Origin of the sequence: Amphibacillus cookii (assembly GCF_016908375.1) — a bacterium.
Classification (GTDB): domain Bacteria; phylum Bacillota; class Bacilli; order Bacillales; family Amphibacillaceae; genus Amphibacillus_C; species Amphibacillus_C cookii.
In genome coordinates this window covers 104,872-131,146 of record NZ_JAFBDS010000003.1, presented here as the reverse complement: position 1 = coordinate 131,146, position 26,275 = coordinate 104,872, and the positions used below count along the sequence as shown (strand labels likewise).

Here is a 26,275-nt window from a genome sequence, read left to right as displayed (position 1 = left end):
TAGTTAGTGATCCGCCATTAAGCTACCATCCAAGTATGAGATTTAAAAATAGCCCAATATATCGCCTTCTAAGGGTGTGTTTATAAATTAATTTATAAATTGAGTAAAATGTACGTATAACCAAGCATATAATGTAAACGTATTCAATATAAAGGGTGAAGGAGGATTTATCATGAAGAAGCTAATTGTAATGATTATATTGAGTTTACTATTGATAGCAGCATGTCAATCAGAAGAAGGAGATGGTGAGAAGCGGACAGTTGGGATTGCCATGCCAACACAATCTTCAGAGAGATGGGTTGATGATGGGAACAACATGGTAGATATGTTTGAAGATTTAGGTTATGAAACGAACTTGCAATATGCGGAAGATGTTGTGGAAAATCAACTATCTCAAATTGAAAACATGATTACACAAGGTGTGGACATACTTGTTATTGCCTCAATTGACGGTGAAGCATTAACTGATGTGCTAGATCAAGCGCAAAATTTAGATATACCTGTCATTGCTTATGACCGTTTGATTATGAATCACGAACATGTCAGTTATTATGCCACGTTCGATAACTTTCAGGTCGGTGTATTACAAGGAGAATATATTGAGGAGCAGTTGGCGTTAGATGAAAGTGAAGAATCTTATAATATAGAATTATTTGCTGGTTCACCCGATGACAATAATGCTTACTTTTTCTGGGATGGTGCAATGTCTGTACTCCAACCCTATATTGATGAAGGTAAATTGATAGTTAGAAGTGGGCAAACGGATTTCAGCCAAGGCGCTACTTTACGCTGGAGTGGTTCAGAAGCACAAGAACGTATGGATAACTTGCTAAGTGCACATTATTCAGACGAGGATATTGATGTCGTATATTCACCGTTTGACGGTATTAGCTTAGGTATTGTTTCTTCATTAAAAGCGGTAGGTTACGGTACAGATTCACGTCCTTTACCTCTTATAACGGGTCAAGATGCTGAACGTTCATCGATTCGATCGATCGTTGAAGGTGAACAAACGCAAACGATTTTTAAAGACACAAGGTTACTAGCTGAACAGGCTGTCGAGATGGCTCGAGCTGTAATTGAAAATGAAGAACCAGAAGTGAATGATACAGAGACATATGATAACAACGAAAAGATAGTTCCGTCGTATTTAATAGAGCCTGTATCCGTGGATATTGATAACTATGAAGAAGTATTGATTGAATCGGGTTACTATGATGAGGATGAAATTCATTAATCGATAAATTATTAAGAGGTAAATAGCTTAGTGTTATTTACCTCTTAATTGAAAGAGGTGTTAGATTTGGGTGATGTGATATTAGAAATGAAGAATATTACAAAGGCGTTTCCTGGTGTCAAAGCATTAGACGATGTGAATTTCAAAGTAGAGGAAGGTGAAATTCATGCGCTAGTAGGTGAAAATGGCGCTGGTAAATCAACTTTAATGAAAGTATTAAGTGGTATTCACCCATTCGGTTCATACAGCGGTGAGATTCATTTTAGAAATCAACGATGTGAATTTAAAGATATTAATGAAAGTGAAGCGAAAGGAATTGTCATTATCCATCAAGAACTTGCACTAATACCGGATTTGTCTGTGGCAGAAAACGTATATTTAGGTAATGAGCAAACAGAAAAAGGGATCATTGATTGGGGAAAAACAACAATTGAAACAAATAAACTTATACAACAAGTTGGTTTGCGGGTGGAAAGCAGTGATTTGATTCGACATATTGGTGTGGGCCAACAACAGTTAGTTGAAATAGCCAAGGCGTTATCTAAAAAAGTGAACCTTTTAATACTTGATGAACCAACTGCAGCACTTAATGAAACAGAAAGTGAAAATTTACTAGATCTATTAGTAGAATTTAAAAAGCAAGGTTTAACGTCAGTATTAATCTCACATAAGTTAAAAGAAGTATTAAAAGTAGCTGATCATATAACGGTTTTGAGAGACGGGAAAACGATTGAGACTTTATCAGCCAAAGATGGAAATATAACCGAGGACAGAATCATTAGAGGGATGGTAGGAAGAAGTTTAGATAACCTTTATCCAGATCGTAATGTCAACATTGGGGATGTTATGTTAGAAATTATAAACTGGACAGTCGCTCACCCGCAAATTCCAAACCGATTAGTGGCAAATAAGGTGAATTTTAACGTTCGAAAAGGCGAAATACTTGGAATTGCTGGACTAATGGGTGCCGGACGAACGGAATTAATGATGAGTATCTTCGGGCGCATGTACGGGAAATTTTTGAGCGGAAAACTAAAGAAGAACGGGCATGAGATTTCAATCAAAGATGTTGATGAAGCTATTAGACATGGGATGGCGTATGTGTCTGAAGATCGTAAAGAATATGGCTTAATTCTAGAGGATAGCATTAAAAAAAATATGACCCTATCCGGTTTAAGTAAATTACTAAAAAAAATAACCATCGATGAGTATAAAGAATCGGAAGTGGTGGAGGAGCTAAAAGTTAAATTAAACATAAAAGCGCCTCATGTTAATCAGAAAGTCATCAATTTGAGTGGTGGAAATCAACAAAAAGTGGTGTTAGGAAAATGGATATATACGGACCCTGATATTCTTATATTAGATGAGCCTACACGTGGAATTGACGTGGGGGCAAAAAATGAAATTTATAAAATAATGAACAAATTAGCTGAAAATGGAAAATGTATTATTGTTATTTCTTCAGAACTACCTGAACTTTTAGGGACATGTGATCGAATATATACATTGTCTAATGGTTGTATGACAGGGGAATTTCTTAAAGCAGAAGCTAACCAAGAGAAACTGATGACGTATATGACACGTGATAATAGGAGTGAAGTTAAATGAACGAAATCAAGAATTTAATTACACAGAACATAAGAAAATTTGGAATGATCATTGCTTTGGTTGGTATTGTCATCATTTTTCAAGTATTAACGGGGGGGATATTGTTAACCCCATTAAACATAACAAATATAATTATGCAAAATAGTTATATTATTATTCTAGCGATAGGTATGGTACTTGTCATCATAACTGGTGAAATAGATCTTTCAGTAGGATCAGTGGCTGCATTTATTGGCGCAATCTCTGCCACCTTTATGATTAGCATGAATATGCCTGTCGTGTTAGCTGTTTTACTTTCACTAGTGATCGGTGCTTTGATTGGTGCTTGGCAAGGGTTTTGGGTTGCTTTTATTAAAGTGCCAGCTTTTATCGTGACCTTGGCAGGGATGTTATTATTTAGAGGTCTAACCATGGTCGTACTTGGCGGGCGAACCTTAGCTCCTTTTCCAACACAGTTTAGAACCATCAGTTCAAGTTTCATGAATGATTGGTTTTCGGGAGATTCTCTTCATCTTTTTACGATAATCCTTGGTGTAATAGCTTGTATCCTATATGTCGTGATGCAAGTTAAATTTAGAAAGAATATGAAAAAATACAATCAAGTCGTGTCATCTCCTACTCTTTTTGTAACTAAAGTAGTAAGTGTTGTGATTATCATTGGTTTTTTTGCTTATAGATTAGCTGCTTATGCTGGTATTCCATATATTTTATTGATTTTGCTTATTTTAGTGGCTGGTTATACTTTTTATATGAATAGAACAATTGGTGGTAGACATATTTATGCAGTGGGTGGAAATGAAAGAGCTGCCTTGTTATCCGGTGTAAAAGCGAAGAAAGTTAAATTTTGGGTTTATGTGAATATGGGTGTGCTGGCTGCGTTGGCAGGCCTTGTTTTTGCTGGTCGACTAAATGCAGCAACACCACAAGCGGGGAATTTATTTGAATTAGATGCCATTGCCGCAGCTGTAATTGGAGGTGCTTCACTTACTGGTGGTATTGGAACAGTGGTAGGTGCTGTTATTGGTTCATTAATAATGGGTGTGTTAAATAACGGTATGTCCCTTCTTGGTGTAGGAATTGACTGGCAACAAGCGATTAAAGGGTTAGTATTGTTGGGAGCAGTTGCTTTTGATATCTTAAATAAGAAAAAATCTTCATAAAATGAATGAAGGTGACAATCCCCCACTTGATTAACATTGTTTTCTTGTTATATTGAGGAGGGGGTATTTTTATGAATGAACATATACGTATCAATTAATGCGAGAGTGATTAAACGACATATATGAAGCAACGACCTTTGAATAACAAAATCTTATTTTAAATACATATAATAAATGATATGATGAGTTATAATAAGATTTAGTGAGTGAGGTGTAACTTATGCAGACAAAATACAGTATCGTCAAACAAGCAATTAAGTCAAAAATATTAGATGGGACTTTTCAACCCCATCAAAAGATCAGCTCGGAAAGCGAGTTAATGAAACAATTTAATGTCAGTCGACATACCGTTCGGTTAGCAATTGGGGAATTAGTCAATCAAGGTTGGCTTTATCGAGAACAAGGGGCGGGCACTTTTTGTGCAGATCGATCAAAAGAGGAGAACGGACAAGTCCCTCAGAATCAAAAAAATATCGCGATTATAACCACATATATCTCTGATTACATTTTTCCTTCTATTATCAGAGGAGCTGAGTCATACTTAAGTCAAAACGGCTATCATGTAAGTTTGTTTAGTACGAATAATGATCATGAAAACGAGCGGCGCTTTTTAGAGAAGATCTTAACACAGCATTTTGACGGTGTAATCGTTGAACCGACCAAGAGTGCGATAAGTAATCCTAATATTAACTACTATTTAAATCTTGAGCGCCAAAATATTCCTTATATTATGATTAATGCTTATTATGATGAGTTAGAGCCGCTCAGCATTACCGTTAATGATGAATTAGGTGGATTGAAACAAACAGAACACCTCATTGAGCTAGGTCATGAAAATATAGTCGGTTTCTTTAAAAATGATGACGGACAAGGCGCGAAGCGGATGAAAGGGTATTTAAAAGCCCACCGTAAACATAGTTTGCCGATTAATCCAAATAACATTGTGACGTATCGAACAGAAGATAAATACCATAAACCCATTGAAGAATTAGAAAAATTATTAGCTTTACCTGAGAAAGAACGGCCAACCGGCTTAGTATGCTATAACGACGAATTGGCAATTACATTATTGGATGTATTACGTAAAAGGGAATTGCAAATTCCTAAGGACATATCAATTGTAGGATTTGACGATTCCTTTTTAGCCGAAGTATCCGAGGTGAAGTTGACAACGATTAAACACCCGCAAAGTGAGTTAGGTAAAAAGGCTGCTGAATTGATTTTAGAGTTAGTGAGAGATAAAAATAGTAATCGCCAGAAAATGAAGGAAACAATAAATTCATATGTGTTCGAACAAGAACTGGTTATTCGTCAATCTACAGCCAAATTAAATAAGTGATCAATGAAACTGTGATAACATCTTGTTGTTACGGTTTTTTTGTGAGCTAAGTTAATCCATTTAAAAGAGAGAAGTAAAGTTGAATGAAAAAGTGTCGTCATAAAACGAATGTTTTAGTAGGACACTGCATATATTTAACAAGTCGTTCACATCCATTGATTAAATGCAATATTCAACGTTAACGAAAGTGTTTATTAAAGTTGTGCGATCAAGATTGAGTGTATTGGATTTCATTTTGAAATCCATATTTGAACAGCTTTTTTATGATGAAATTCACAACGTCAAAACTGCATACAAAGTATTGTATAATATTTTTTATAATATGTACGAACAAATAATTGTTTTTTATACCTTTCATATGTGCGTAATATCTTAAGGAGGGAAGACTATGAAGAAAATATATTTCAGTTTTGTTTTTTTACTGTTGACCATCGTATTGATTGCTTGTGGCGGTAATGGAGCAACAGAGAGCGGAGAAGAAGCTGAGGAGGTCGTAACAGTTGGTGACAACATAGAAGGGGCTTCTGAATTAACATTTTGGACTTTTGCAGGAACGCACGCAGATTTCTTTGAAGATGCTGCTATAAGATGGAATGAAGAGTTTCCAGACAATCCAATTCAGTTCACTGCAGAGACTTATCCTTTTGATCAAATGCACAATAATTTAACGTTAGCTTTGCAATCAGGCCAAGGGGCACCAGATATGGTAGATATAGAAATTGCTAGGTTTCCAAATTTTTTACAAGGTGAAATCCAATTGGAGCCGTTAAATGACTTAATTGAACCCGAGATAGATAATTTTATAACAGAGCGGCTGGATATGTATAGTCATGAAGGACAATATTATGGTGCGCCAACGCATTTAGGGGCAACTGTTGTTTACTATAATACCGCCATCATGGAAGAAGCGGGTGTTGATATTGATAAAATAATAACTTGGGATGACTACGTTGAAGCAGGGATACAGGTAACGGAAAATACAGGTGTACCAATGACTACAATAGCTGAGAATTGGTATGGTATTTGGCCGTTTGTTCGTCAGTCTGGTTCAGATTTTTTTGATGATAATGGCGACTTGACATTAGATAGTGCAGAGAATATTGAGGCACTGCAATTTGTTGCAGATTTAGTAATAGAACATGAAATAGCTGATGTAACCCCTGGCGGTCATTATCATTCAGAAGAATTTTTTGGTTTTATGAATGGTGGAGGGCAGGCTTCTCTGATTGCACCCACGTTTTATATGAATGAATTTATGGTCAATATGGAAGATTTAGATGGAAATATCGAAATGCGTCCACTGCCAGAATGGCCGGGATCAGATACCAGATCAGTTGCTATGGGAGGAACAGGCACTACCGTTACCAATCAAGCAGAAGACGTAGAGCTTGCAAAAGACTTTCTAGCATATGCCAAGTTAACAGAAGAAGGAAACATAGCGTTATGGACACAATTAGGTTTTGATCCACCACGTTGGGATGTATGGGATTCAGAGGAAATAAGAGAAGATAATGATTTTTATCGTTATTTTCATGATGATATTTTCGATATTTTGCTAGACATTAGAGACGATGTGGTTGGTGTACACATGACACCATATACACCAGATGTATTAGAGGAGATAGACTCTAACATTATGTTTAATGTTTTACGGCAACAAAGTCAAACACCGGAAGAAGCTTTGCAGCAAGCAACTGAAAGTGTTAGAGCGATAATGGATTAAAACACAGTTTGGAGACAGTTTGTAAGCTGTCTCCCTTGAAAAATAAATTAGGAGGATGGGTAAATGGGACAAGAAATGAAGAGTAACATTTACACAAGACCAAACAGACTTTTAACTTTTTTGAACTCAAAAAAAGTGGCACCTTATGTGTTTATTTTCCCATTTATTATATCATTTACTTTATTAACATTTTATCCAACTATACAAGCGTTTGTTATGAGCTTTCAAAGAATATTACCGGGTCAAACGGAGTTTGTAGGATTAAGTAATTATCGAAGGATATTAAATCCTACATTTTATCAAGCATTCCAGAACACAACAACATATGTCATATTAACCTGTGTCATTTTAGTAACTGTTCCTATATTTTTGGCTGCTATGCTCAATTCTAAATTCGCTAAATTTTCGACGTTTTACAGAGCTTCATTATTTATACCATCGCTTGCTTCTATTATAGTGGCGGGTACGGTATTTAGATTGCTATTTGGTGAAACAGGGTCATCGTTTGCTAATCAAGTCATCGGTTGGTTTGGAGTAGAACCCATTCAATGGCAATATACATCTTGGTCGGCTATGTTTTTAATGGTCATATTGAGTAGTTGGCGATGGATGGGCGTAAATGTTATGTATTATTTGGCGGCACTACAAAATGTCCCCTTAGAGTTATACGAATCAGCTGACATTGATGGCGCGAACGTATTTCAAAAGTTTTTTTATGTCACCGTGCCTCATCTGAAGCCAATTATCACTTTTGTTACGACCATTTCAATTATAAATGGATTTAGAATGTTTGAAGAGAGTTATGTCTTTTGGGAAACAAACTCTCCAGGTAATATTGGTCTATCTATGATCGGTTATATGTATACACAAGGTGTCCAGCGAAATGATATGGGATTTGGTGCTGCTTTAGGAGTTATTATTATCTTGATTATATTTGTTATTAGTATTATTCAGCTTAACTTAACAGGTGCATTTAAGCGAGGTGATGAATAATGAAAGATACTAAAACGATGTTAATAAAGGTGATCATTAACTGTTTCTTTTGTGTTATATCATTGGTTGCACTATTTCCAATCTTAAGTTTACTGATTTCATCATTTCGTCCTTCTTCTGAATTAATGAGAAATGGAATCAGCTTGACGATCGATTGGTCTAATTTAAGCTTAAACAACTATTTGTATATTTTCAGGGAAGCCGGCGACTACTGGCAGTGGTATGGCAACAGTCTAATTATCACTACTGTAACCATTGTTTTATCTTTATTTTTTTCATCAATGGTTGGGTATGCCATGGCCGTTTATAACTTTAAAGGGCGTAATTTTGTCTTTTTGTTGGTTTTACTTATATTAATGATTCCGTTTGAAATTTTGATGTTGCCACTTTATCAATTATTTATTGATTTAAATTTGATCAATACGTACTTTGGTATTATGTTACCTTTGATTGTTGCACCGATTGCTGTTTTCTTTTTTAGACAATATGCATTAGGTCTTCCAAAGGAATTGATGGATGCGGCTAGAATTGATGGATCAACGGAGTATGGGATCTTCTTTAAGATTATGATGCCTCTTATGCTTCCTTCGTTTGCAGCCATGGCCATATTACAAGGCTTAAGCAGTTGGAATAACTTCTTATGGCCATTACTTGTTATTCGGTCTAATGATATGTTTACGCTACCTGTAGGGCTTGCATCTTTACTCACACCGTATGGTAATAATTACGACATTTTAATTTCTGGTTCAGTCATCACAATCCTTCCGATAATTATACTATTTATTTTCTTCCAAAAATATTTTGTATCAGGGCTAACGGTTGGTGGAGTAAAAGGTTAATAAGTAATTTATCAGAATAAGGGTGATTTGGAAGTGAGAAATGGGCGTGCAATTTCAGCTATAGATCTCATATCAAGATGGATATTAAATTTAACAATGATTAATTTCATGTGGTTTCTTTTCTTGTTTTCAGGATTGTTTATATTTGGCTTCTTTCCGGCTACTGTCGCGGCATTAGGTGTATCAAGAAAACTGATACTGGCAAATGGGCAAAAAGATATAAGGTTATGGAAGACGTTTAAAGACATGTATAAAAGAGCATTTGTTTTTGCCAATTTAACAGGATGGGTGGTTCTAGCGATAGGTATGGTGCTTTATATTAATTTTAGATTGATTGAAAGTGCACAAAATGAAATGCATTTCTTCACACCTTTTGCCTTTTATTTTGTTGCTTTTGTATATCTTATTATGGTTATTTGGTTGTTTCCATTATATATTCACTATGAAGCAACGTTGAAGCAACATATCAAAAATACCTTAATATTTGGTATAGGTAAAATCCATTACACCATGACAATCATTATCTTTGTTTCTGCCATTGTGTATTTATCTTTGGAATTTCCAAGCCTGATTGTATTTTTTTCGATTGGTTTAACTTCGACCTTAGTCATGTGGGTCATGCTACGTGCTTTTAGTAAAATAGACAAGTTATTAGTTACATCTCATAATAACTGAGGTGCGTAGATGCTAAAGTTGGCAGCTGATCAATAAGTTATTGCTTGTTTATATTTTAATCAATGATTCTTTAATTCTATACGCATTAAAGAAGAATATTTTATAAGATTCGTTGTTCTCAGATGTACTGCTCTTTGATCAAGACATTTTAGTAGAAGCAACTATAAATATACTAGGGAAATCTCCTTTGCTTATTAATAGAAATGAGTAAGGGGGATTTTATATGGTGAAATGATTAAAGAGTTATTAATGAATAGTTGAATATATCTATTAACAATAAAGAAACGAAAGAGTCAATTGTTTTTAATCCAGAACTTATCGTGCGCCATTCTACTGAAAAACCGAATAAATAAGCATCGATAATCGTAATGACACTGTTGTTACGATTATTTTTAATCAAACAATATATCGCTTATAAAAAAATAAAAGATATTGCATTTACTAGCGTTGTAACCAATCAAAGTGCGTCTACTCTTTTTTTGAATAAATCAAAAGTTAATCACATTCAAGCTCGATCTTGATCAGGGTTTAATTACAGGTAAGGTAAATCGTGGTTGGGGATGGAAAGGTAGTGTGGGGGCCGTTGTTTTTACAAGGAATGATTACGCTGGGTATGTTGTAATAGGTGAAAAACCGATACTTTTAAATAGTTGTACGATCGAGTTAATCTAACAAAAAACTTGTTAAAACAAAGTTATTGACACTTTGTTTAACGGTTGTAGTAAGAATATGTGGTTTTTAGTAAAAAAACAATTGAAATACCATACAAATACGGATATAATGAAAGCGTAAACATATACGTATGATTTTGCGGTTATGTGGTTGTGATTTAACAAGTCTTTCATTTCTTTGTTCATAACCGTTTTGCAAACACAACCATATTAGTGAAGGATAGAATGTATATGTCTTGCTGAACTTAATATTATGAAAGTGGGGGAGTTATCATGAAGAAACGATTGGCTTTTCTAATAGTAGCAGTAACGACATTATTGTTAACAGGATGTGGAGGAAATGAGAATGTCATTGAATTTTGGACACCATTAACAGGAGAAGACGGTGCCTATATGGATCAATTAGTTGAAGACTATAATGATACGGATCCAGAACATCCAGTCAATCATGTGATCACATCTGACTTGTATACACAGATTTACACCGTATTACAGTCAGGGAGTGGTATTCCCGATTTAACGTTGATTCATGCTGATCGTGTACCTAGTTTTGTTAACAATGATTTGTTAGTGCCAATGGATGCTATTATTTCGCAACAACCGGAATTAAATGAAGATAACTATTTACCAGAAGCATGGACAGCCGGTATTATCGATGATGTCCAATATACCATTCCCCTAGATATTCACGGTAGCGCAATGTATTACAATATTGACTTATTAGAGCAATATGATGTTATGGATTGGCTAGATGATGATGTTGTGACCTTTGATGAAATGTTAGAACTTGAAGGTCAATTAGAAGAGGGTCATTATGTGGTGAACGATGCATTGTTAGGTTGGGTAGCATTAGCACAATTACAAAATGTCGGCGGTGATATTGAAGGAGCAGATGGTGAACCAACTGTCGATACTGATGAAATGAGAGAAGTTATTCGTTATTTGCGTGAAATTAATGAAGCAGGTCTGATGACGCCGTACGGTGAAGATGGTTATTTGATGTTTCAATCTGGTAATGTATTATTCTCAACGGATGGCACTTGGAGTCGACTAGCACATGAACAAGTTGAAAGTTTGAACTTCGGTGTGACGAATACGTATTCACATTCTGCTGAAGTCTTCCATAACCGTTCTTCGGCGCACTTGTTCTCAATGTTGAGAAGTGAAGAGAGAACACCTGAAAAAGAGGAAGGCATCGGCGAATTTCTGGAATATATTCGAGAGCATTCAATTGAATGGGCAGAAGCAGGGCAAATTGTAGCCAGTCGTGAAGTTGTAGAAGATCCAGAGTACGATCAATTTATGCAGTCCTTTTATACTCAAGATGAAAGACATGAGGATTCATTATATATTTACACGTATGAGCATTATCCATATGTAGCAGAAGCTATTGATAACTATATTGCAGATATTGTTCACGGTGAAATGGATGTAGATGAAGGATTGCATGAGATGCAACGCTTTGTTAATGACCGTGTTGCAGAAGGTGATGCAGAATTAGAGGATGCAGCAGATGCTGTTGAAGACTTTGATGATGATGTAGATACAAACGAATAATAAGTTGCTAAAGTAATACGCCAAATTTACTTTGGCGTATTACTGATATAAAGAAGTTAAGGAGGTTACCCGTAATGGATAAAAGTAAATTTTCGCATTGGTTTTTTATAGGTCCACATATCATTTTATTCGTAGTCTTCATATTAATCCCTTCAATTTATGGTGTATATGCATCTTTTACGAATTGGAATCTTATGACTTCTCCAACTTGGGTAGGGTTAGACAATTATCGAACGATTTTAACCAATCAAGACTCATCTTTTCACCATGAATTCTTTAATGGTATGAAAAATACGCTGATTTTTGTTGGTGTAAGTGTCCCGCTTATGGTAGCTATACCGTTAGTTATTGCTTCGGCAATTGAACATAAAAAAGTAAAATTCAAAAACTTTTTTCAATCGATTATTTATATTCCAGGCCTTATTTCGATTTCAGCTGCCGCCTTAATATGGTCATTGATTTTCAATAGTCAATTAGGGATGATGAATAACTTTTTTGGTGCAGATACGGTTTGGACGGCAACACAACCTTATGCTTGGATGACGATATTTATCATGACTGTATGGGGTGGTATTGGCGGTAATATGATCATTTATCGTGCTTCGATTAGCAACGTATCTCAAGATTTATATGAATCAGCAGAGATTGATGGGGCTGGTCCGATTCGGAAATTTATTAGTGTCACACTACCTTCAATAAGATTTCCGCTTATTTATACAGTGGTTATGACAACGGCTGGGTCATTTAATGTATTTGGTCAGCCATTGATGATGACTAATGGTGGTCCACGTGAAAGCACAACAGTATTAATGATGTATATCCGTGATTTAGCGTTTGGGTCTGGACAGTCTATTGCTGGAATGGCTTCAGCAATGGCGGTGTTACTGGGTATGGTCATCTTAATTATTTCGGCAGCACAATATTATGTGATGAACCGTAATTCAGCGTAAATCATTATGGGAAGGTGGGATAACTAATGAATAAAAAATATAATATATCTAAGTATTTAGCTTACTTATTTCTTATTACGGTCTGCTTAATTTGGGTTGTACCAATGATATTTGGTTTTACCACATCATTTCGTTCTCAGGGAGAAGTGGTAAACGAAGGCTTCCGTTTGCTACCGGTAAATTGGATTGTTGATAACTACATGGCTATTCTTGAAAATACGTCTTCAGCACCGATTTTAAGGTGGATCGGTAACTCACTTTTTATTTCAATTACACATACTTTACTTGTTGTTGTTGTTATTTCAATTACAGGTTACGGGTATTCTAGAATGCGTTTTAAAGGGAGAGATGTTCTGTTCTTTACGTTGCTTGGTATTTCTTTCTTTCCTAACGTCGTAAATATTATTCCGCTTTATCGCATTGTTGATATTTTAGGTTGGGTAAATACGCCATGGGCAATGATTGTACCTGGATTAGCTGGGATGGGAAACATCTTTCTTGTCAGACAATTTATGAAGGGGGTGCCCAAGGAGCTAGATGAATCAGCTCGAGTGGACGGTGCGAGTGATTTCACTATCTTTTTTAGAATTGTTCTACCTTTGATTAAGCCTGTATTAATTGTAGGGGGATTATTCTCATTTATAGGGTCGTGGAATGATTTCTTGTGGCCAGTTATTGTTTATACCGATGTTCAAAAAATGCCTGTCACGGCGGGTTTGTTATTACTACAAGATATTTATGGTAACTATCAAATGGTTGGACAACTGATGGGGTCTGCGATATTAGCTATTATTCCAACCTTGCTACTCTTCTTATTTGCTCAAAAATATTTTGTTTCGGCTATTAACTTAAATGCGGGGATTAAAGGCTAATAAAAGGTATGGTGATTGCGATGAAAAGAGGTCTCGAACGAAAATTAGTGATGACGGGTGCAATATGGAATCTGTTCACAGCTCTGATGACATTATTTGGTTACTATCGGTGGTTTAATGATGCTGGTGCCCAAGCGTTAGAAGGTTCTAATGCTGATTTAGCTATAGTAGGTACGTCATTGATGGGAAATGTTTCCCGTGTCATTTTAGCGTTTGGTTTATTTATGTTCGTGATGGCGATTATAAACTTTCTAGTGGGTGTTCACCTAAAAGATAACCAAATTCAAAAGCGAACAATGATTTGGTTAGCGCTCTGGGCAGTTATCCAATTAGCAAGTATGGATGTGGTTGGCTTCTTAATTTATATGTTAGCTTTTGTATTCTATTTTGCTAAGAACAAAGCGATTCGTATGAATAAGAGTTATAAGACAGCTTAACAACCATTGTATGGTGAGAATGTTAAAGGTTTAGGGAGACGATGGATGAAGAAATAAATCAGACGAGTTTGAAGATGCGTTATTTTTGAAAAAAATTACTGTCTGTAAAAGTTGGGATAACATGTAAAAAGCTAACGGGTTTAATAGACAGTTAGCTTTACATAATGCAGCTAAAACGAAAAATCATTTTTTGTGGGAGGAGATTGTATGGATAAGTTAAAAGCAAATCTCATTTTGGATAAAAACTATCAAATTGCTAAAGTAGATGAGCGCATTTATGGTTCATTTATAGAACATTTAGGTCGTGCCGTTTATGGTGGGATTTATCAACCTGACCATGTTGAAGCAGATGAACAAGGCTTCCGTAAAGACGTTATTGAACTTGTCAAGCAGTTGCAAGTTCCGATCGTTCGCTACCCTGGTGGTAATATGGTATCGGCGTATAACTGGGAAGACGGGGTTGGAACTAAGGAAGATCGGCCGCGACGTTTAGAATTGGCATGGCGCACGATTGAAACCAATCAAGTCGGTACGAATGAGTTCGCTGATTGGGCGAAAAAAGTTGGTGCTGAGGTGATGATGGCAGTTAATCTAGGAACGCGAGGTATTGATGCGGCTCGTAATCTGATTGAATACACCAATCATCCTGGTGGGACTTACTGGAGTGATTTACGCCGTTCTCATGGTTATCAAGAGCCACATCGGATTAAGACATGGTGTTTAGGGAACGAAATGGATGGCCCTTGGCAGGTTGGTCATAAAACAGCTTATGAATATGGACGTATTGCTCAAGAAACAGGCAAAGCAATGAAACTAGTAGATCCTACAATAGAATTAGTCGCCTGTGGAAGCTCTAGTACGGCTATGCAAACTTTCCCTGAGTATGAAGCAACCACACTTGATGTTGCTTATGAACAAGTAGACTACATTTCATTACATCAATATTATGGAAATCGTTCAAATGATTCAGCCAACTATTTAGCTAAAAATTTAGATATGGATCATTTTATTAAAACCGTTATCGCCACGTGTGATTACATTAAAGCGAAGCACCGCAGCAAGAAGTCGATTCAGTTAAGCTTTGATGAATGGAATGTTTGGTACCACTCTAATGATGCCGATAAGAAAATCGAACCATGGTCAATTGCGCCGCCGCAATTGGAAGATCATTATAACTTTGAAGATGCATTACTTGTTGGGAGTATGTTGATTACCTTTTTACAACATGCTGATCGTGTCAAAATGGCCGCAATGGCTCAGCTTGTTAATGTCATTGCGCCGATTATGACTGAAAATAATGGGCGTGCATGGAAACAAACGATTTTCTATCCTTATATGCATGCATCAGTATATGGCCGAGGGATTTCGTTGAAACCTATCTTAACGACCCCGAAGTATGATAGTAAAGACTTCACAGATGTCCCTTATGTAGATTCAGCTGCTGTGTATAACGAAGAACAAGAAGAACTGACCATATTTCTAGTTAATAAACATTTGCAATCTACCATGCCAATTGATATGGATTTAAGAAGTTTTCAAGGCTATCAGTTGATTGAACATATTGAACTTGCCCATGATGATTTGAAAGCGGTTAACACAGTAGATCATCAAGCAGTCTCTCCACAACAAAACAGAAACACATGTTTAAGTGATGGTCTCTTAACAGCACAATTGGCTAAAACGTCATGGAATGTTATTCGTTTAAAGAAATGAAGAGGTGATCGAATATGAAGCACCATCAATATGCGCTAACACCACCAATGGGGTGGAACAGTTGGGATTGCTATGGCGCAACGGTGACTGAAGCAGAAGTGAAAGCGAATGCAGATTATATGGCGACACATTTAAAGGCATATGGTTGGGAATATATCGTGGTCGACATTCAGTGGTCAGAGCCTGATGCTGTGTCATCTGCTTATCGTCCTTTTGTTCCTTTACAAATGGATCGATATGCTCGGCTTATTCCGGCAGAGAACCGCTTTCCATCATCAAGTAATGGTCGTGGCTTTAAACCATTAGCTGACTACATCCATAAACTTGGCTTAAAATTTGGTATCCATATCATGCGCGGTATCCCGCGTCAGGCGGTGCATCAGAACACACCAATTAAAGGTAGTGATTCCACGGCACGAGAAATTGCCAAACCAAATTCGATTTGCCCGTGGAATACGGATATGTATGGGCTTGATTCATCGAAACAAGCAGCTCAGCTCTATTATGATTCAATATTTGAGCTCTATGCGGAATGGGAAGTGGACTTTGTTAAGGTTGATGATATTGCCGATTCCAAACTTTATGGCGCGCATATCGATGAAATCCGAATGATTCGTCAGGCGATTGATCGGTGCGGGCGTCCAATGGTACTTAGTCTATCGCCTGGACCTGCCTATTTAAATGATGTAGCAATTCTTGAAGAAAATGCAAATATGTGGCGCATGACCGATGATTTTTGGGATCTATGGCCACCGCTCTATGATATGTTTGACCGTTGTTATCGCTGGAGTAAAAATGTCGGACCAGGTCACTGGCCGGACGCGGATATGCTCCCATTAGGGCATATTGGTATTCGTTCAGTTGACGGTGGAGCAAGTGATCGTTATACCCGATTTACTCAAGATGAACAGATGACTTTAATGACGCTTTGGTCGATGTTTAGATCGCCACTCATGTTTGGTGGAGAATTGCGAGACAATGATACGTTTACACATGCGCTCATCACCAATCAAGATCTATTAAATGTCCATAAGAAGGGAAGAGATGCCTGCCAAATTTATCGACAAAACGATCGAGTGGTTTGGCGTTCCTATGTGGAGCAAGACATTTATGTCGGTTTATTTAATATTAGCGATCGTGAACAAACCGTCTCTGTTACCTTTGACCAGCTAGAAATAAGCGCAGATCAAATTGATTCGCTAAGAGAGGTGTGGTTAGATCAAACCTTACCGCTTGCTGAAACGGAAATAGCTTGTGATATACGCGCACATGCGTGTTGTCTTATTCAAATAAAATTAATGTAAAGAGGTGCTAACATGGGAACAAAAGTCGTTTTAAATGCTGATGTGTCAAGAGGGAAAATTGATAAGAATATTTATGGTCAGTTTGCTGAACACTTAGGCAGATGTATATATGAAGGCTTATGGGTAGGAGAAGATTCACCCATCCCAAATACGAATGGTATTCGCAATGATGTATTAGCTGCATTAAAAGATCTTAATATTCCTGTTCTACGTTGGCCGGGTGGCTGTTTTGCCGATGAATATCATTGGAAAGATGGTGTTGGCCCTAGACAAGAACGAAAGCGGATGGTCAATACACATTGGGGTGGTGTCATTGAAAATAATCACTTCGGTACACATGAATTTATGAAATTATGTGAGTTGCTTGAGACAGAGCCTTATATTAATGGCAATGTAGGTAGTGGAACGGTACAGGAGATGTCAGAATGGGTTGAATACATGACATTTGATGGCGAGTCACCAATGGCAAATTGGCGTAAAGAAAATGGCCAAGAAAAACCGTGGAACGTTAAATACTTTGGTGTCGGTAATGAGAACTGGGGTTGTGGTGGCAATATGCGGCCACAATACTATGCGGATCTCTACCGACGTTTTCAAACATATGTCCGCAACTATGGCGACAATAAAATTTTCAAAATCGCCGGAGGAGCAAATGTTGCTGATTATCAATGGACAGAAACGTTAATGCGCGAAGCTAATCACATGATGGATGGCTTAAGCTTACATTATTATGTCCATCCAGGCGGCTTCTGGAACAAGGGTGACGCCGTTCGTTTTGATGATAAAGAGTGGGAAATGTCGATGCAAAAGGCATACTATATTGAAGAATTAATTGAAAAACACAGTACCATTATGGATAAATATGACCCTGAAAAACGTGTAGCGATGATTGTTGATGAATGGGGTGCATGGTATGATGTCGAGCCAGGAACCAATCCAGGTTTTCTATATCAACAAAACACAGTGCGTGATGCGGTGATTGCAGGTGTGTCATTAAATATCTTCAATAATCATAATGATCGTATTAAGATGGCAAATATTGCCCAGATGGTTAATGTTATTCAAGCAATGGTGTTAACAGAAGAAGACAGGCTGTTATTAACGCCAACCTATCACGTTTTCAAAATGTATAAAGTCCATCAAGATGCCGAAAGAATCGCATTAGATATTGACACAAAAATGTTAGAAGTAGATGGAGCAGCGTATCCACAAGTGAATGGGTCTGCTTCAAAAGCCAAAGACGGATCCATTCATATTAGTTTGACAAATGCGGATAAAGATCACCAAGCAGAAATTGATTTTGACATTCGCGGTGTTGATTTTGCCAACGTATCTGGAGAAGTGATTACTTCTGAAAAAATGAATGATCATAATACATTTGACAATCCAGATAAAGTTAAGCCGGTTGCCTTTACAGCATTTGAAAACAAGGACGGAGGATTAAAGGTGACTTTACCACCAATGTCTGTTGTCGTCCTAAAAGTAAACGCATAGTAAGAGAAGTTAACAAGAAGGCTAGGTGAAAACCTAGTCTTTTCTATGTAAAAAAGCTCCAAGTTTATTGAAGAGGGTTTTCAGCTTGAATTAAACCTGCGATTACTCGCTTCACTGAACTGATTTTTCTAATTTGATTGACATGATACAATAGTCATATACCAAACATACTGTCTCACTTATGACTATCGTTTGCTTCTTGAATTTGTGATATAATTTAACTTAATAGATTTGCTAACTCATGGGCGGTCCAGTACTCACCTTACCTTTTGTAAGAAAGGGGGTGATGCTGCATGACGGTATTTGAAACGTTGACCATCATGATTAATTTTTCTGTGTTGATCGTAGCAGTAATTGCCTTTAACAACACAAAAAAATAATCCGCCTATGAGTTGATCGCTCGGCGGATTATTTCGTCGCAGTACTGACCCCCTTGAAGGGAGTAAGTCTATTTTGCTGTTAGTGTTGACGCACTAACAGCTTTTAGTTTATGCCAAGTGGCACAAATTCATACAATTAAGTGTTTAAAATCGACACCCGTCTCTATAATCTAATTATACATAAGGGTTTATGTGAAAGCAAATCCTAATTCTCATGTCTCTAAATGTGTAAAAATCAGCGAAAAGCCTTACAAAAATTAAACAAGGAAGAAAACGTCAAAGCGGTCTATCGAGATATTTTAAATGCGATTGATCAAGAGGTCATTGAAGAAAAAGAAGATATCTTTGCGGTAAAACGACGTTTCTTTACAGGTAAGAAAAATGAAACTATCGAAGCGTTTAGTCAGTCGTGGTGTGTATCAAGCCATGAATTACACGCATCAGCAATACAGTACATGATGGGTATGGAGAGCATCCCAAACATGAAAAGCATTATTGAAAGTAAGGATTATGATGCCTTTAAGACGATGCATCCAGAAGTTAAGCCCTTTACGTATCCTCAAAGGATGAAGCGTGAATGGAAGAAAGTATTAGATGAACAGATTGTCCCGTTAGATGATGAATTGAGATAAAGATAAACGTAAGCAAATACAACGCAATACACGGCAGAAACATTACTTGTGTAAGATTTAAATTGAGCCGACTTCCTTATATCAGGAGGTCGGCTCAATAATCGGTGGGGTGGTGTTCATTCCATCACCGCAGTACTTTCACATGGAATTGACGTGAGCGTGGTCCGTCAAATTCACAAAAATAAATCCCTTGCCATGTGCCGAGCACTAATTGACCTTGATCAATCACGATCGTTTGAGCATGTCCTACTGTACTGGTTTTTAAATGTGCTGCGGTATTGCCTTCCATATGGCGGTCATTTTTGTCCTCCCACGGGTAGACTTCGTCAAGCCTTCGTAAAAAATCCGTTTTGACATCGGGATCGGCGTTCTCATTGACGGTAATGCCGGCAGTTGTATGCATGGAGGAGACAACAATAACCCCGTTATCGACTTGCTCTTCAGTCAGCCATTGTTGAATTTGATTGGTAATCTCGATCATGTCACTATGCTTGTTTGTTTTTAATGGAAATGTTTTAAACAAATTGATCACCCTTCCTATATTGCGATGTATTCCCTTCGTCATCATTTATAAACCAGACATCATTAGTTTACTAAAAAAACGCGAGTGTGGTAAAATGCTAACAACAAAATGAATAAAAAAGGAGTCATACTTATGACACGTAAAGCGATTCAGACTAATCAGGCGCCTGAAGCAATTGGCCCTTATTCACAAGCGATTGATTTGGGGGATCTTGTATTTGTTTCAGGGCAAATCCCACTCGATCCAAACACGATGGAAGTTGTAGCAGGGGGAATAAAAGAACAGACAGTTCAAGTGATGAAAAATTTAGCTGCTGTTTTAAAACAAGCCAATTTAACATTTGAACACGTGGCAAAGTTTACGATTTATTTAACCGATATGAATGATTTTGCTACGTTAAATGAGACGTATGCTGAGTTTCTAACAGTACCTTATCCTGCCCGTGCGACAGTTGAAGTGAGCCAACTCCCTAAAGGGGTTAAAGTAGAAATGGACGTTATTGCAAAAAGATAAAGCAAAAGCCAACATCGCTCATCGGATGTTGGCTTTTTTACTAAGATAATCAAACGAATCGATCATGTGAGATCAAGCATGGTTAGGCACAAGCTCGGGATGCCGACGCTGTGCGACAGCCATGATGATACCACTTAACAATAATAATGCACTTGTTAAGATGAACACAGCAGAATAACCGAAATAAGCACTGATGGTTCCCCCTAGCATTGGACCAATCATATTGCCGAAAAAGCGTAGACTTGTATTGTAACCAAGCACTTCGCCTTGCATTGAAATCGGTGCTTCTTGGCGTATATATGCAATTCGAATGGGGATAATACCACCAATAGTAATACCTAGTAGAAAACGCAATATAATTAATTGCCAAAGGTTTGTCACAAATCCAGCTGGGAAATAGATAATACCAGCAGCAAATAATAAAATCGTCAATATTTTAATGTAACCGACCTGATCACCAATCCTTCCCCATTTACGTGCCATTAACAAGTTACCTAAACCAGCTGATGAAAAGGCGAGGCCAGAGAAAAAGGCAATGTTAGCTGATCCGTGGATGTCACCAACAAATAAAGACAAAATCGGTTGTACACTAAAATTAGCGACTTGAACAATCATTGACATAAACATCACGATTAATAACATCGGATGTCTAAAGATATGCAACAATACTTGTCGACTCGAATAGTGAATCGGTTGCTCTTCTTCTTGAATTCGAAATTCTTTGACCCCGAAAAGAACGAGTAAACTAGCAAAGAGCAACACAAAAGCCAACCATTGAAACGTAGCAGAATAACCAAATAAATCAGCCAACACTCCACCAATCAATGGCCCCAATAATGTGCCTGTTATACTCCCAGTTTGTAATGTACCTAATACCTGTCCAGCGACACGTTTTGACGTTTGTGTTGAAATTAAAGCTTGTGACATTGAAATAAAACCAGTGAAAATCCCCATAAACATTCGTAAGAAAAAGAGCTGAACAATCGACGTGACAAAGCCCATTAGGAACAATGAAACCCCTAATCCAAAAGCAAAAACAACTAATATGGGTTTACGACCAAAACGATCACCCACTTTTCCCCAAATAGGAGAAAAAATAAATGCTGTAACAAAAGTGACACTAAAGATTAACCCTGACCATGTTTGAACATAGCTAGCTGAATAATCCCCTAATGAATCAATATAAAGCGATAAAAAAGGTTGAACCATTGTGATACTACCAGCGATAAAAAAATTGGCAAACCACATGATGGCAACATTTTGTTTAACTAATTGCTGTTCTTGAATGATAACCCCTTCTTTCAAAAAAATCTTTCGCCTCTCTAAATATATATGATAACGTATTTGCAAGCAGGATGAAAGACTTTTGCAAAAACCGCTTTTTTCTAGTCTTTTTAGGGATAATCACGTAGAATAGAGGGTAAAAGTAAGGTGTCGCTAAGCGGCGACTGGTTTTGGCAATAGAGGAGTGAAACATATGACCAAACATGAAAAGGATTGGCAAGAAGAATATCAACGTGTGAAGCGGGTTAGTAGTTATATCGATCGGAAAATTCATCGCTTAACCGCTTATATGAAAACATTAAAGGATCGCGTGATTGATATAAGGAAAGACTTCTGGGATGATGTCACGGTCAATTTAACAGAATTAGATGACGCCATTGAAACGCAAGCAAGTTTGAAGCAACAAGCTGAGTTTTTATCAGAAAGAGAACGTAGTCATGGTCAGTTGTCCCAGCAATTAGATAAATTATTACGTCTAAGAGAGACACCTTATTTTGGCAGAATCGACTTTATAGAAGCAGGCGAACAAACGGAAGAACGTATATATATTGGTACGTCATCATTAATGGATGAGAAGGAAGAAGCATTTCTCGTTTATGATTGGCGTGCGCCGATCTCAAGTATGTATTATGACTATCCACCGGGTCGTGCGAGTTACCAAGCGATTGATCAGCAAGTTGAAGGTGAAATGACTTTAAAAAGGCAATATGTGATTAAGCAGGGTGAACTAACAGGTATGTTTGACACGGGATTGACCATTGGTGATCATCTCTTACAATCTGTGCTTGGCAAGTCATCGGATACGACAATGAAGAGTATTGTTGCCACGATTCAGCGCGAACAAAATAAAATTATTCGCAATGAAAAAAGCAAAATGCTTGTTGTTCAAGGGGTAGCGGGCAGTGGGAAAACATCTGCTGCATTACAACGTGTCGCTTATTTATTATATCGTTACCGTGAACAGTTAACAGCAGATCAAATGATTTTATTTTCACCCAATCCTTTGTTTAACAGTTATGTCTCGCGTGTATTACCGGAACTAGGCGAAGATAATATTAAACAAATGACGTTTTATCATTATATTGAACAGCAGCTAGGTAGACGTTTTGTGATTGAATCGCCATTTGAACAGTTAGAATTTGCTTTGGCAAATAGCGATAACGAAGCAAATGAGCGTCTCGTTGGTATGCGTTATAAATCAAGTGAGTTATTCAAGCGCCATGTTGATCATTTTTTAGAACATTTAAAGGAAAGTGGCATGGCATTTCGAAATATTCGTTTTCGAAGCGATTTACTCCTATCTAAAACACAACTATCGCGTTATTTTTACAGTTTTTCAAATGCGACACCCATTCAAGTTCGTTTAGAAAAGATGTCACAGTGGATATTAGCAGAATTGAAGAAGCAAGAACGTCAGTATATGAAAGCAAAGTGGGTTGAAAATGAGATCGAGCTCCTAAGTAAGGAAGATTTTCAAGAAGCTTACCAAGCGCTCGAGGAAGAATCAAGTGAGGACATGGAAACCTATCATGATGTCGATAAAGAAACGGATTATTTAAAACGGAAAGTGATTAGAGAACAACTAAAGCCATTACGTAAAAAAATTAAACGGTTTTACTTTATGGATACAAAGAAAACATACCTTCAACTGTTTGAGCAAGCTGACGTTGATCAACCATTAACAAGATTAGAATGGCAAGCCATTAGTGATTCTACGATAAAACGTATCAAAGATAACTTTTTAACATGGGAGGATGCGACACCATTTCTTTATTTTGAACGGATGCTAATGGGATTTGAAGCCAATCGTGCGATTAAATATATTTTCTTGGATGAAGCACAGGATTATTCTCCCTTTCAATTGCGCTATTTAGCTCATATTTATCCAAATAGTCGAATGACACTTTTGGGTGATATCAATCAGGCGATTTACTATCATGCGATGACAGATCAAAATGTTTTGGTAGATCAAGGCGACCAACACGTTGAGCGGATCACATTGTTGAGAAGCTATCGATCAACACGACCGATTGTCGAATTTACGAGGTCGTTTATGCCGAACGGAAATCAAATTGAGCCGTTTAACCGTGAAGGAGAGATGCCTGTTGTTATTGAAGTCGATAATGAAACCATTGCTGAGTATAAACTTTATACAGCCATTAGTGATTACTTAAACCACGCTCATCAAAATATCGCCGTCATTACAAAGAACAAGGCAATGGCCAAGGCTTTAGCTAAGCTACTTAAGCAATCTTACCAAGATGTTCACTTTGTCGGGACGGAAACACATACCTTTAAACAAGGTATTCAAGTGCTCCCAGCTTATTTAGCAAAAGGGATAGAATTTGACGCGGTGGTTGTTTATGATGCTTCGGTCGATCAATATGTTACTGAATTGGATCGAAACCTCTTGTACACGGCTTGTACGCGTGCAATGCATGCACTCACAGTCATTGCGATTGACGGTGTTTCAGCTTTTCTTAAAGAAGTGCCCGCACCTTTGTATGATTTTTATAAAGTTCATGAAGTAAATGCGGAGTAGTGTTATCGGTCGTTTACCATGCCTTCAGTAGGCATTATGCTAGAAAAAGTGATCGAGATCACCGATCCTCCTAAATATTTGTGTTATCTTTTAATGACCATTTCTTTAGGAGGTTATATTTTATGGATACATTTCGCGTTGAACATACACCGGCAGAGGTCGTTAAGGCATTTCCAAAAGCGAGCGATTTATTTAAAGAAGCACGGATTGATTTTTGTTGTGGGGGAGATCAGCCGTTACAAGCTGTATTTGAAAAAAGGCAAAACATTGATGGTCAAGCCGTTATGGATACATTGAACAAAGCATATCAAGAATGGCAGGAAGCAGGCCATCAAAATATAGACTGGACAGTAGTCTCGCACACAGAGCTTATCACACATATTGTCGAACACCATCATCGCTATTTAGAGCAAGAGCTTGAGCCGCTCAGCCAATTCGTAACTAAAATTTTTCGGGTGCATGGCCATAATCATCCGCATTTAAAACAGCTCTATCAAAATTTTCATACATTTAAAGCAGAGATTGAGCCTCATTTAGTGACAGAAGAGCAAGAGCTTTTTCCTCTTATACGTGAATATGAGCAAACAGGTGATGCACAACTTAAGCGAGACATAGAAACATTGAATGATCAAATGGAAGAAGAGCACCAAAAAGTAGGGGAGTTATTGAAAGACATGCGCGATTTGACAAATGGTTTTACCCCACCTGAAGGTGCGTGTAATTCTTATCGGATAACTTATGCGCGTCTTGCAGAATTAGAGACCCATACCCTTCAACACATTTATTTAGAGAACCATATTTTATTTAAAAGTTAACGAAAGAGAGGCTGTATCAATAGATTTTGATACAGTCTCTCTTTTCATGATTAGATAAGTAATAATAAGCTCAGTGCCATAACGGCCATCCCAGCAATAAGACCATAGATTGATGTGTGTGTTTCATCGTAACGTTTAGCAGCCGGAAGTAGCTCATCCAATGAGATGAAAATCATGATACCAGCGACACCGGCAAAAACAACACCGAATAGTGTTTCTGTTAAGAAAGGCATTAAAATGAGGTAGGCGAGTATCGCCCCCGCAGGTTCAGCTAAGCCAGATAAGAAAGATAGTTTAAATGCTTTCTTCTTGCTGCCTGTTGCATAATAGATCGGCACGGAGATGGCAATGCCCTCAGGTATGTTGTGAATCGCTATCGCAATGGCAATGGCAACGCCTAAGCCCGGATCTTGAAGGGTAGCTGTAAATGTCGCAATGCCTTCGGGGAAATTATGAATCGCAATCGCCAGTGCAGTAAACGTCCCCATTTTTAATAGACTTGGATCATTTACCTGTGTCGGTCTTTTATCCATATCCTCTATTTTCTTAACTTCATGAGGGTTACCTTGCTTTGGGATAAATCGATCAATAAGTGCAATTAACAACATGCCACCAAAAAAACCAATTACGGTCATCCAAGAACCGCGTACTTGGCCAAGCTCTGCTATTAATGATTCTTGAGCTTTAAAAAAGATCTCAACCATTGAAACATAAATCATGACACCTGCTGAGAATCCAAGTGAGAAAGACAAGAACTTCGTGTTCGTTGTGGAGGTGAAAAAAGCAAGTATACTGCCGATACCTGTTGCTAAACCAGCAAATAATGTTAATCCAAATGCAAGTAGTAAATTTTCGTCCATAAGTATGAAATCCTTTCTTGATTTCGAGTTCTATCTTTAGTATAGGCGTGCAGTTAGAAATTGTGCATCGTCTTAAATGTTTCCTGCAAGCAACTTTCGAATCTATATACATTTTAAGTCTAGCCTTCGCATTATGCAATGTTTTTATCACAGA

The 26,275-nt window shown here is 37.4% G+C and carries 23 protein-coding genes; 20 read left to right on the top strand and 3 right to left on the bottom strand.

Annotated elements, in window-relative coordinates:
• Window positions 1-172: 172 nt before the first annotated feature.
• The 17 genes from chvE to JOE23_RS05745 all read left to right on the top strand — a co-directional run bounded on the left by chvE (window position 173) and on the right by JOE23_RS05745 (window position 19,584).
• A complete protein-coding gene (chvE, locus tag JOE23_RS05820) occupies window positions 173-1,237 on the top strand; it encodes a multiple monosaccharide ABC transporter substrate-binding protein (RefSeq protein ID WP_204436468.1) in 1,065 nt (354 codons plus the stop codon).
• A gap of 66 nt (window positions 1,238-1,303) precedes the next feature.
• Entirely contained in the window at window positions 1,304-2,845 is a 1,542-nt protein-coding gene (gene mmsA / locus JOE23_RS05815; protein ID WP_204436466.1) for a multiple monosaccharide ABC transporter ATP-binding protein, read from the top strand.
• Window positions 2,842-4,005 (top strand): multiple monosaccharide ABC transporter permease, encoded by a 1,164-nt coding sequence (gene mmsB, locus JOE23_RS05810; protein WP_204436464.1) that lies wholly within the window; start codon window positions 2,842-2,844, stop codon window positions 4,003-4,005. Before mmsA ends, mmsB begins: the two co-directional genes overlap by 4 nt.
• A 220-nt stretch (window positions 4,006-4,225) precedes the next feature.
• Window positions 4,226-5,344 carry a GntR family transcriptional regulator gene (locus tag JOE23_RS05805; RefSeq protein ID WP_017471160.1) on the top strand — a complete coding sequence of 373 codons (1,119 nt, stop codon included), beginning with the start codon at window positions 4,226-4,228 and terminating at the stop codon, window positions 5,342-5,344.
• A 388-nt stretch (window positions 5,345-5,732) separates the two neighbouring features.
• A complete protein-coding gene (locus JOE23_RS05800; RefSeq protein WP_204436462.1) occupies window positions 5,733-7,067 on the top strand; it encodes an ABC transporter substrate-binding protein in 1,335 nt (444 codons plus the stop codon).
• Between the two features lie 63 nt (window positions 7,068-7,130).
• On the top strand, window positions 7,131-8,060 hold the full coding sequence (locus JOE23_RS05795; protein WP_204436458.1) for a carbohydrate ABC transporter permease: 930 nt from the start codon (window positions 7,131-7,133) through the stop codon (window positions 8,058-8,060).
• Window positions 8,060-8,899, top strand: a complete 840-nt coding sequence (locus JOE23_RS05790) for a carbohydrate ABC transporter permease (protein ID WP_017471157.1) — start codon at window positions 8,060-8,062, stop codon at window positions 8,897-8,899. Before JOE23_RS05795 ends, JOE23_RS05790 begins: the two co-directional genes overlap by 1 nt.
• A 33-nt stretch (window positions 8,900-8,932) precedes the next feature.
• Window positions 8,933-9,574 (top strand): DUF624 domain-containing protein, encoded by a 642-nt coding sequence (locus tag JOE23_RS05785; protein ID WP_204436456.1) that lies wholly within the window; start codon window positions 8,933-8,935, stop codon window positions 9,572-9,574.
• A 944-nt stretch (window positions 9,575-10,518) separates the two neighbouring features.
• Window positions 10,519-11,802, top strand: coding sequence for an extracellular solute-binding protein (locus tag JOE23_RS05780; protein WP_204436455.1), 1,284 nt, complete (start codon window positions 10,519-10,521; stop codon window positions 11,800-11,802).
• 74 nt (window positions 11,803-11,876) lie between these two features.
• Entirely contained in the window at window positions 11,877-12,752 is an 876-nt protein-coding gene (locus JOE23_RS05775) for a carbohydrate ABC transporter permease (RefSeq protein ID WP_204436453.1), read from the top strand.
• A gap of 26 nt (window positions 12,753-12,778) precedes the next feature.
• Window positions 12,779-13,624, top strand: coding sequence for a carbohydrate ABC transporter permease (locus JOE23_RS05770; RefSeq protein WP_204436451.1), 846 nt, complete (start codon window positions 12,779-12,781; stop codon window positions 13,622-13,624).
• Between the two features lie 20 nt (window positions 13,625-13,644).
• Window positions 13,645-14,061: a hypothetical protein gene (locus JOE23_RS05765; protein WP_204436449.1), complete on the top strand. Its 417-nt coding sequence runs from the start codon at window positions 13,645-13,647 to the stop codon at window positions 14,059-14,061.
• Window positions 14,062-14,268: 207 nt separating this feature from the next.
• Window positions 14,269-15,774 carry an arabinosylfuranosidase ArfA gene (gene arfA, locus JOE23_RS05760; RefSeq protein ID WP_204436446.1) on the top strand — a complete coding sequence of 502 codons (1,506 nt, stop codon included), beginning with the start codon at window positions 14,269-14,271 and terminating at the stop codon, window positions 15,772-15,774.
• Between the two features lie 14 nt (window positions 15,775-15,788).
• Window positions 15,789-17,078, top strand: a complete 1,290-nt coding sequence (locus JOE23_RS05755; RefSeq protein ID WP_204436445.1) for a glycoside hydrolase family 27 protein — start codon at window positions 15,789-15,791, stop codon at window positions 17,076-17,078.
• A 12-nt stretch (window positions 17,079-17,090) separates the two neighbouring features.
• Window positions 17,091-18,572, top strand: coding sequence for an alpha-N-arabinofuranosidase (locus JOE23_RS05750; protein WP_204436444.1), 1,482 nt, complete (start codon window positions 17,091-17,093; stop codon window positions 18,570-18,572).
• A gap of 293 nt (window positions 18,573-18,865) precedes the next feature.
• Complete coding sequence (locus tag JOE23_RS18240) at window positions 18,866-18,952, top strand: putative holin-like toxin (RefSeq protein WP_420827533.1); 87 nt, start codon at window positions 18,866-18,868, stop codon at window positions 18,950-18,952.
• Between the two features lie 224 nt (window positions 18,953-19,176).
• Window positions 19,177-19,584 (top strand): hypothetical protein, encoded by a 408-nt coding sequence (locus tag JOE23_RS05745; protein ID WP_204436440.1) that lies wholly within the window; start codon window positions 19,177-19,179, stop codon window positions 19,582-19,584.
• 124 nt (window positions 19,585-19,708) lie between these two features.
• Here the strand turns inward: JOE23_RS05745 and JOE23_RS05740 are convergent, their stop codons facing one another.
• Window positions 19,709-20,107: a secondary thiamine-phosphate synthase enzyme YjbQ gene (locus tag JOE23_RS05740; RefSeq protein ID WP_204436857.1), complete on the bottom strand. Its 399-nt coding sequence runs from the start codon at window positions 20,105-20,107 to the stop codon at window positions 19,709-19,711.
• 132 nt (window positions 20,108-20,239) lie between these two features.
• Between JOE23_RS05740 and JOE23_RS05735 the strand changes: the two genes are divergently transcribed.
• On the top strand, window positions 20,240-20,620 hold the full coding sequence (locus JOE23_RS05735) for a RidA family protein (protein WP_204436439.1): 381 nt from the start codon (window positions 20,240-20,242) through the stop codon (window positions 20,618-20,620).
• 72 nt (window positions 20,621-20,692) lie between these two features.
• Here the strand turns inward: JOE23_RS05735 and JOE23_RS05730 are convergent, their stop codons facing one another.
• Window positions 20,693-21,925 (bottom strand): MFS transporter, encoded by a 1,233-nt coding sequence (locus JOE23_RS05730; protein ID WP_275581455.1) that lies wholly within the window; start codon window positions 21,923-21,925, stop codon window positions 20,693-20,695.
• A 172-nt stretch (window positions 21,926-22,097) separates the two neighbouring features.
• Here JOE23_RS05730 and helD point away from each other — a divergent pair, with 172 nt between their 5' ends.
• Both helD and ric read left to right on the top strand, forming a co-directional pair.
• Window positions 22,098-24,446, top strand: a complete 2,349-nt coding sequence (helD, locus tag JOE23_RS05725; protein WP_204436437.1) for an RNA polymerase recycling motor HelD — start codon at window positions 22,098-22,100, stop codon at window positions 24,444-24,446.
• A 122-nt stretch (window positions 24,447-24,568) separates the two neighbouring features.
• On the top strand, window positions 24,569-25,261 hold the full coding sequence (gene ric, locus JOE23_RS05720) for an iron-sulfur cluster repair di-iron protein (RefSeq protein WP_204436435.1): 693 nt from the start codon (window positions 24,569-24,571) through the stop codon (window positions 25,259-25,261).
• Between the two features lie 50 nt (window positions 25,262-25,311).
• Here the strand turns inward: ric and zupT are convergent, their stop codons facing one another.
• Window positions 25,312-26,121, bottom strand: a complete 810-nt coding sequence (gene zupT / locus JOE23_RS05715) for a zinc transporter ZupT (RefSeq protein WP_017471143.1) — start codon at window positions 26,119-26,121, stop codon at window positions 25,312-25,314.
• Between the last annotated feature and the right edge of the window lie 154 nt (window positions 26,122-26,275).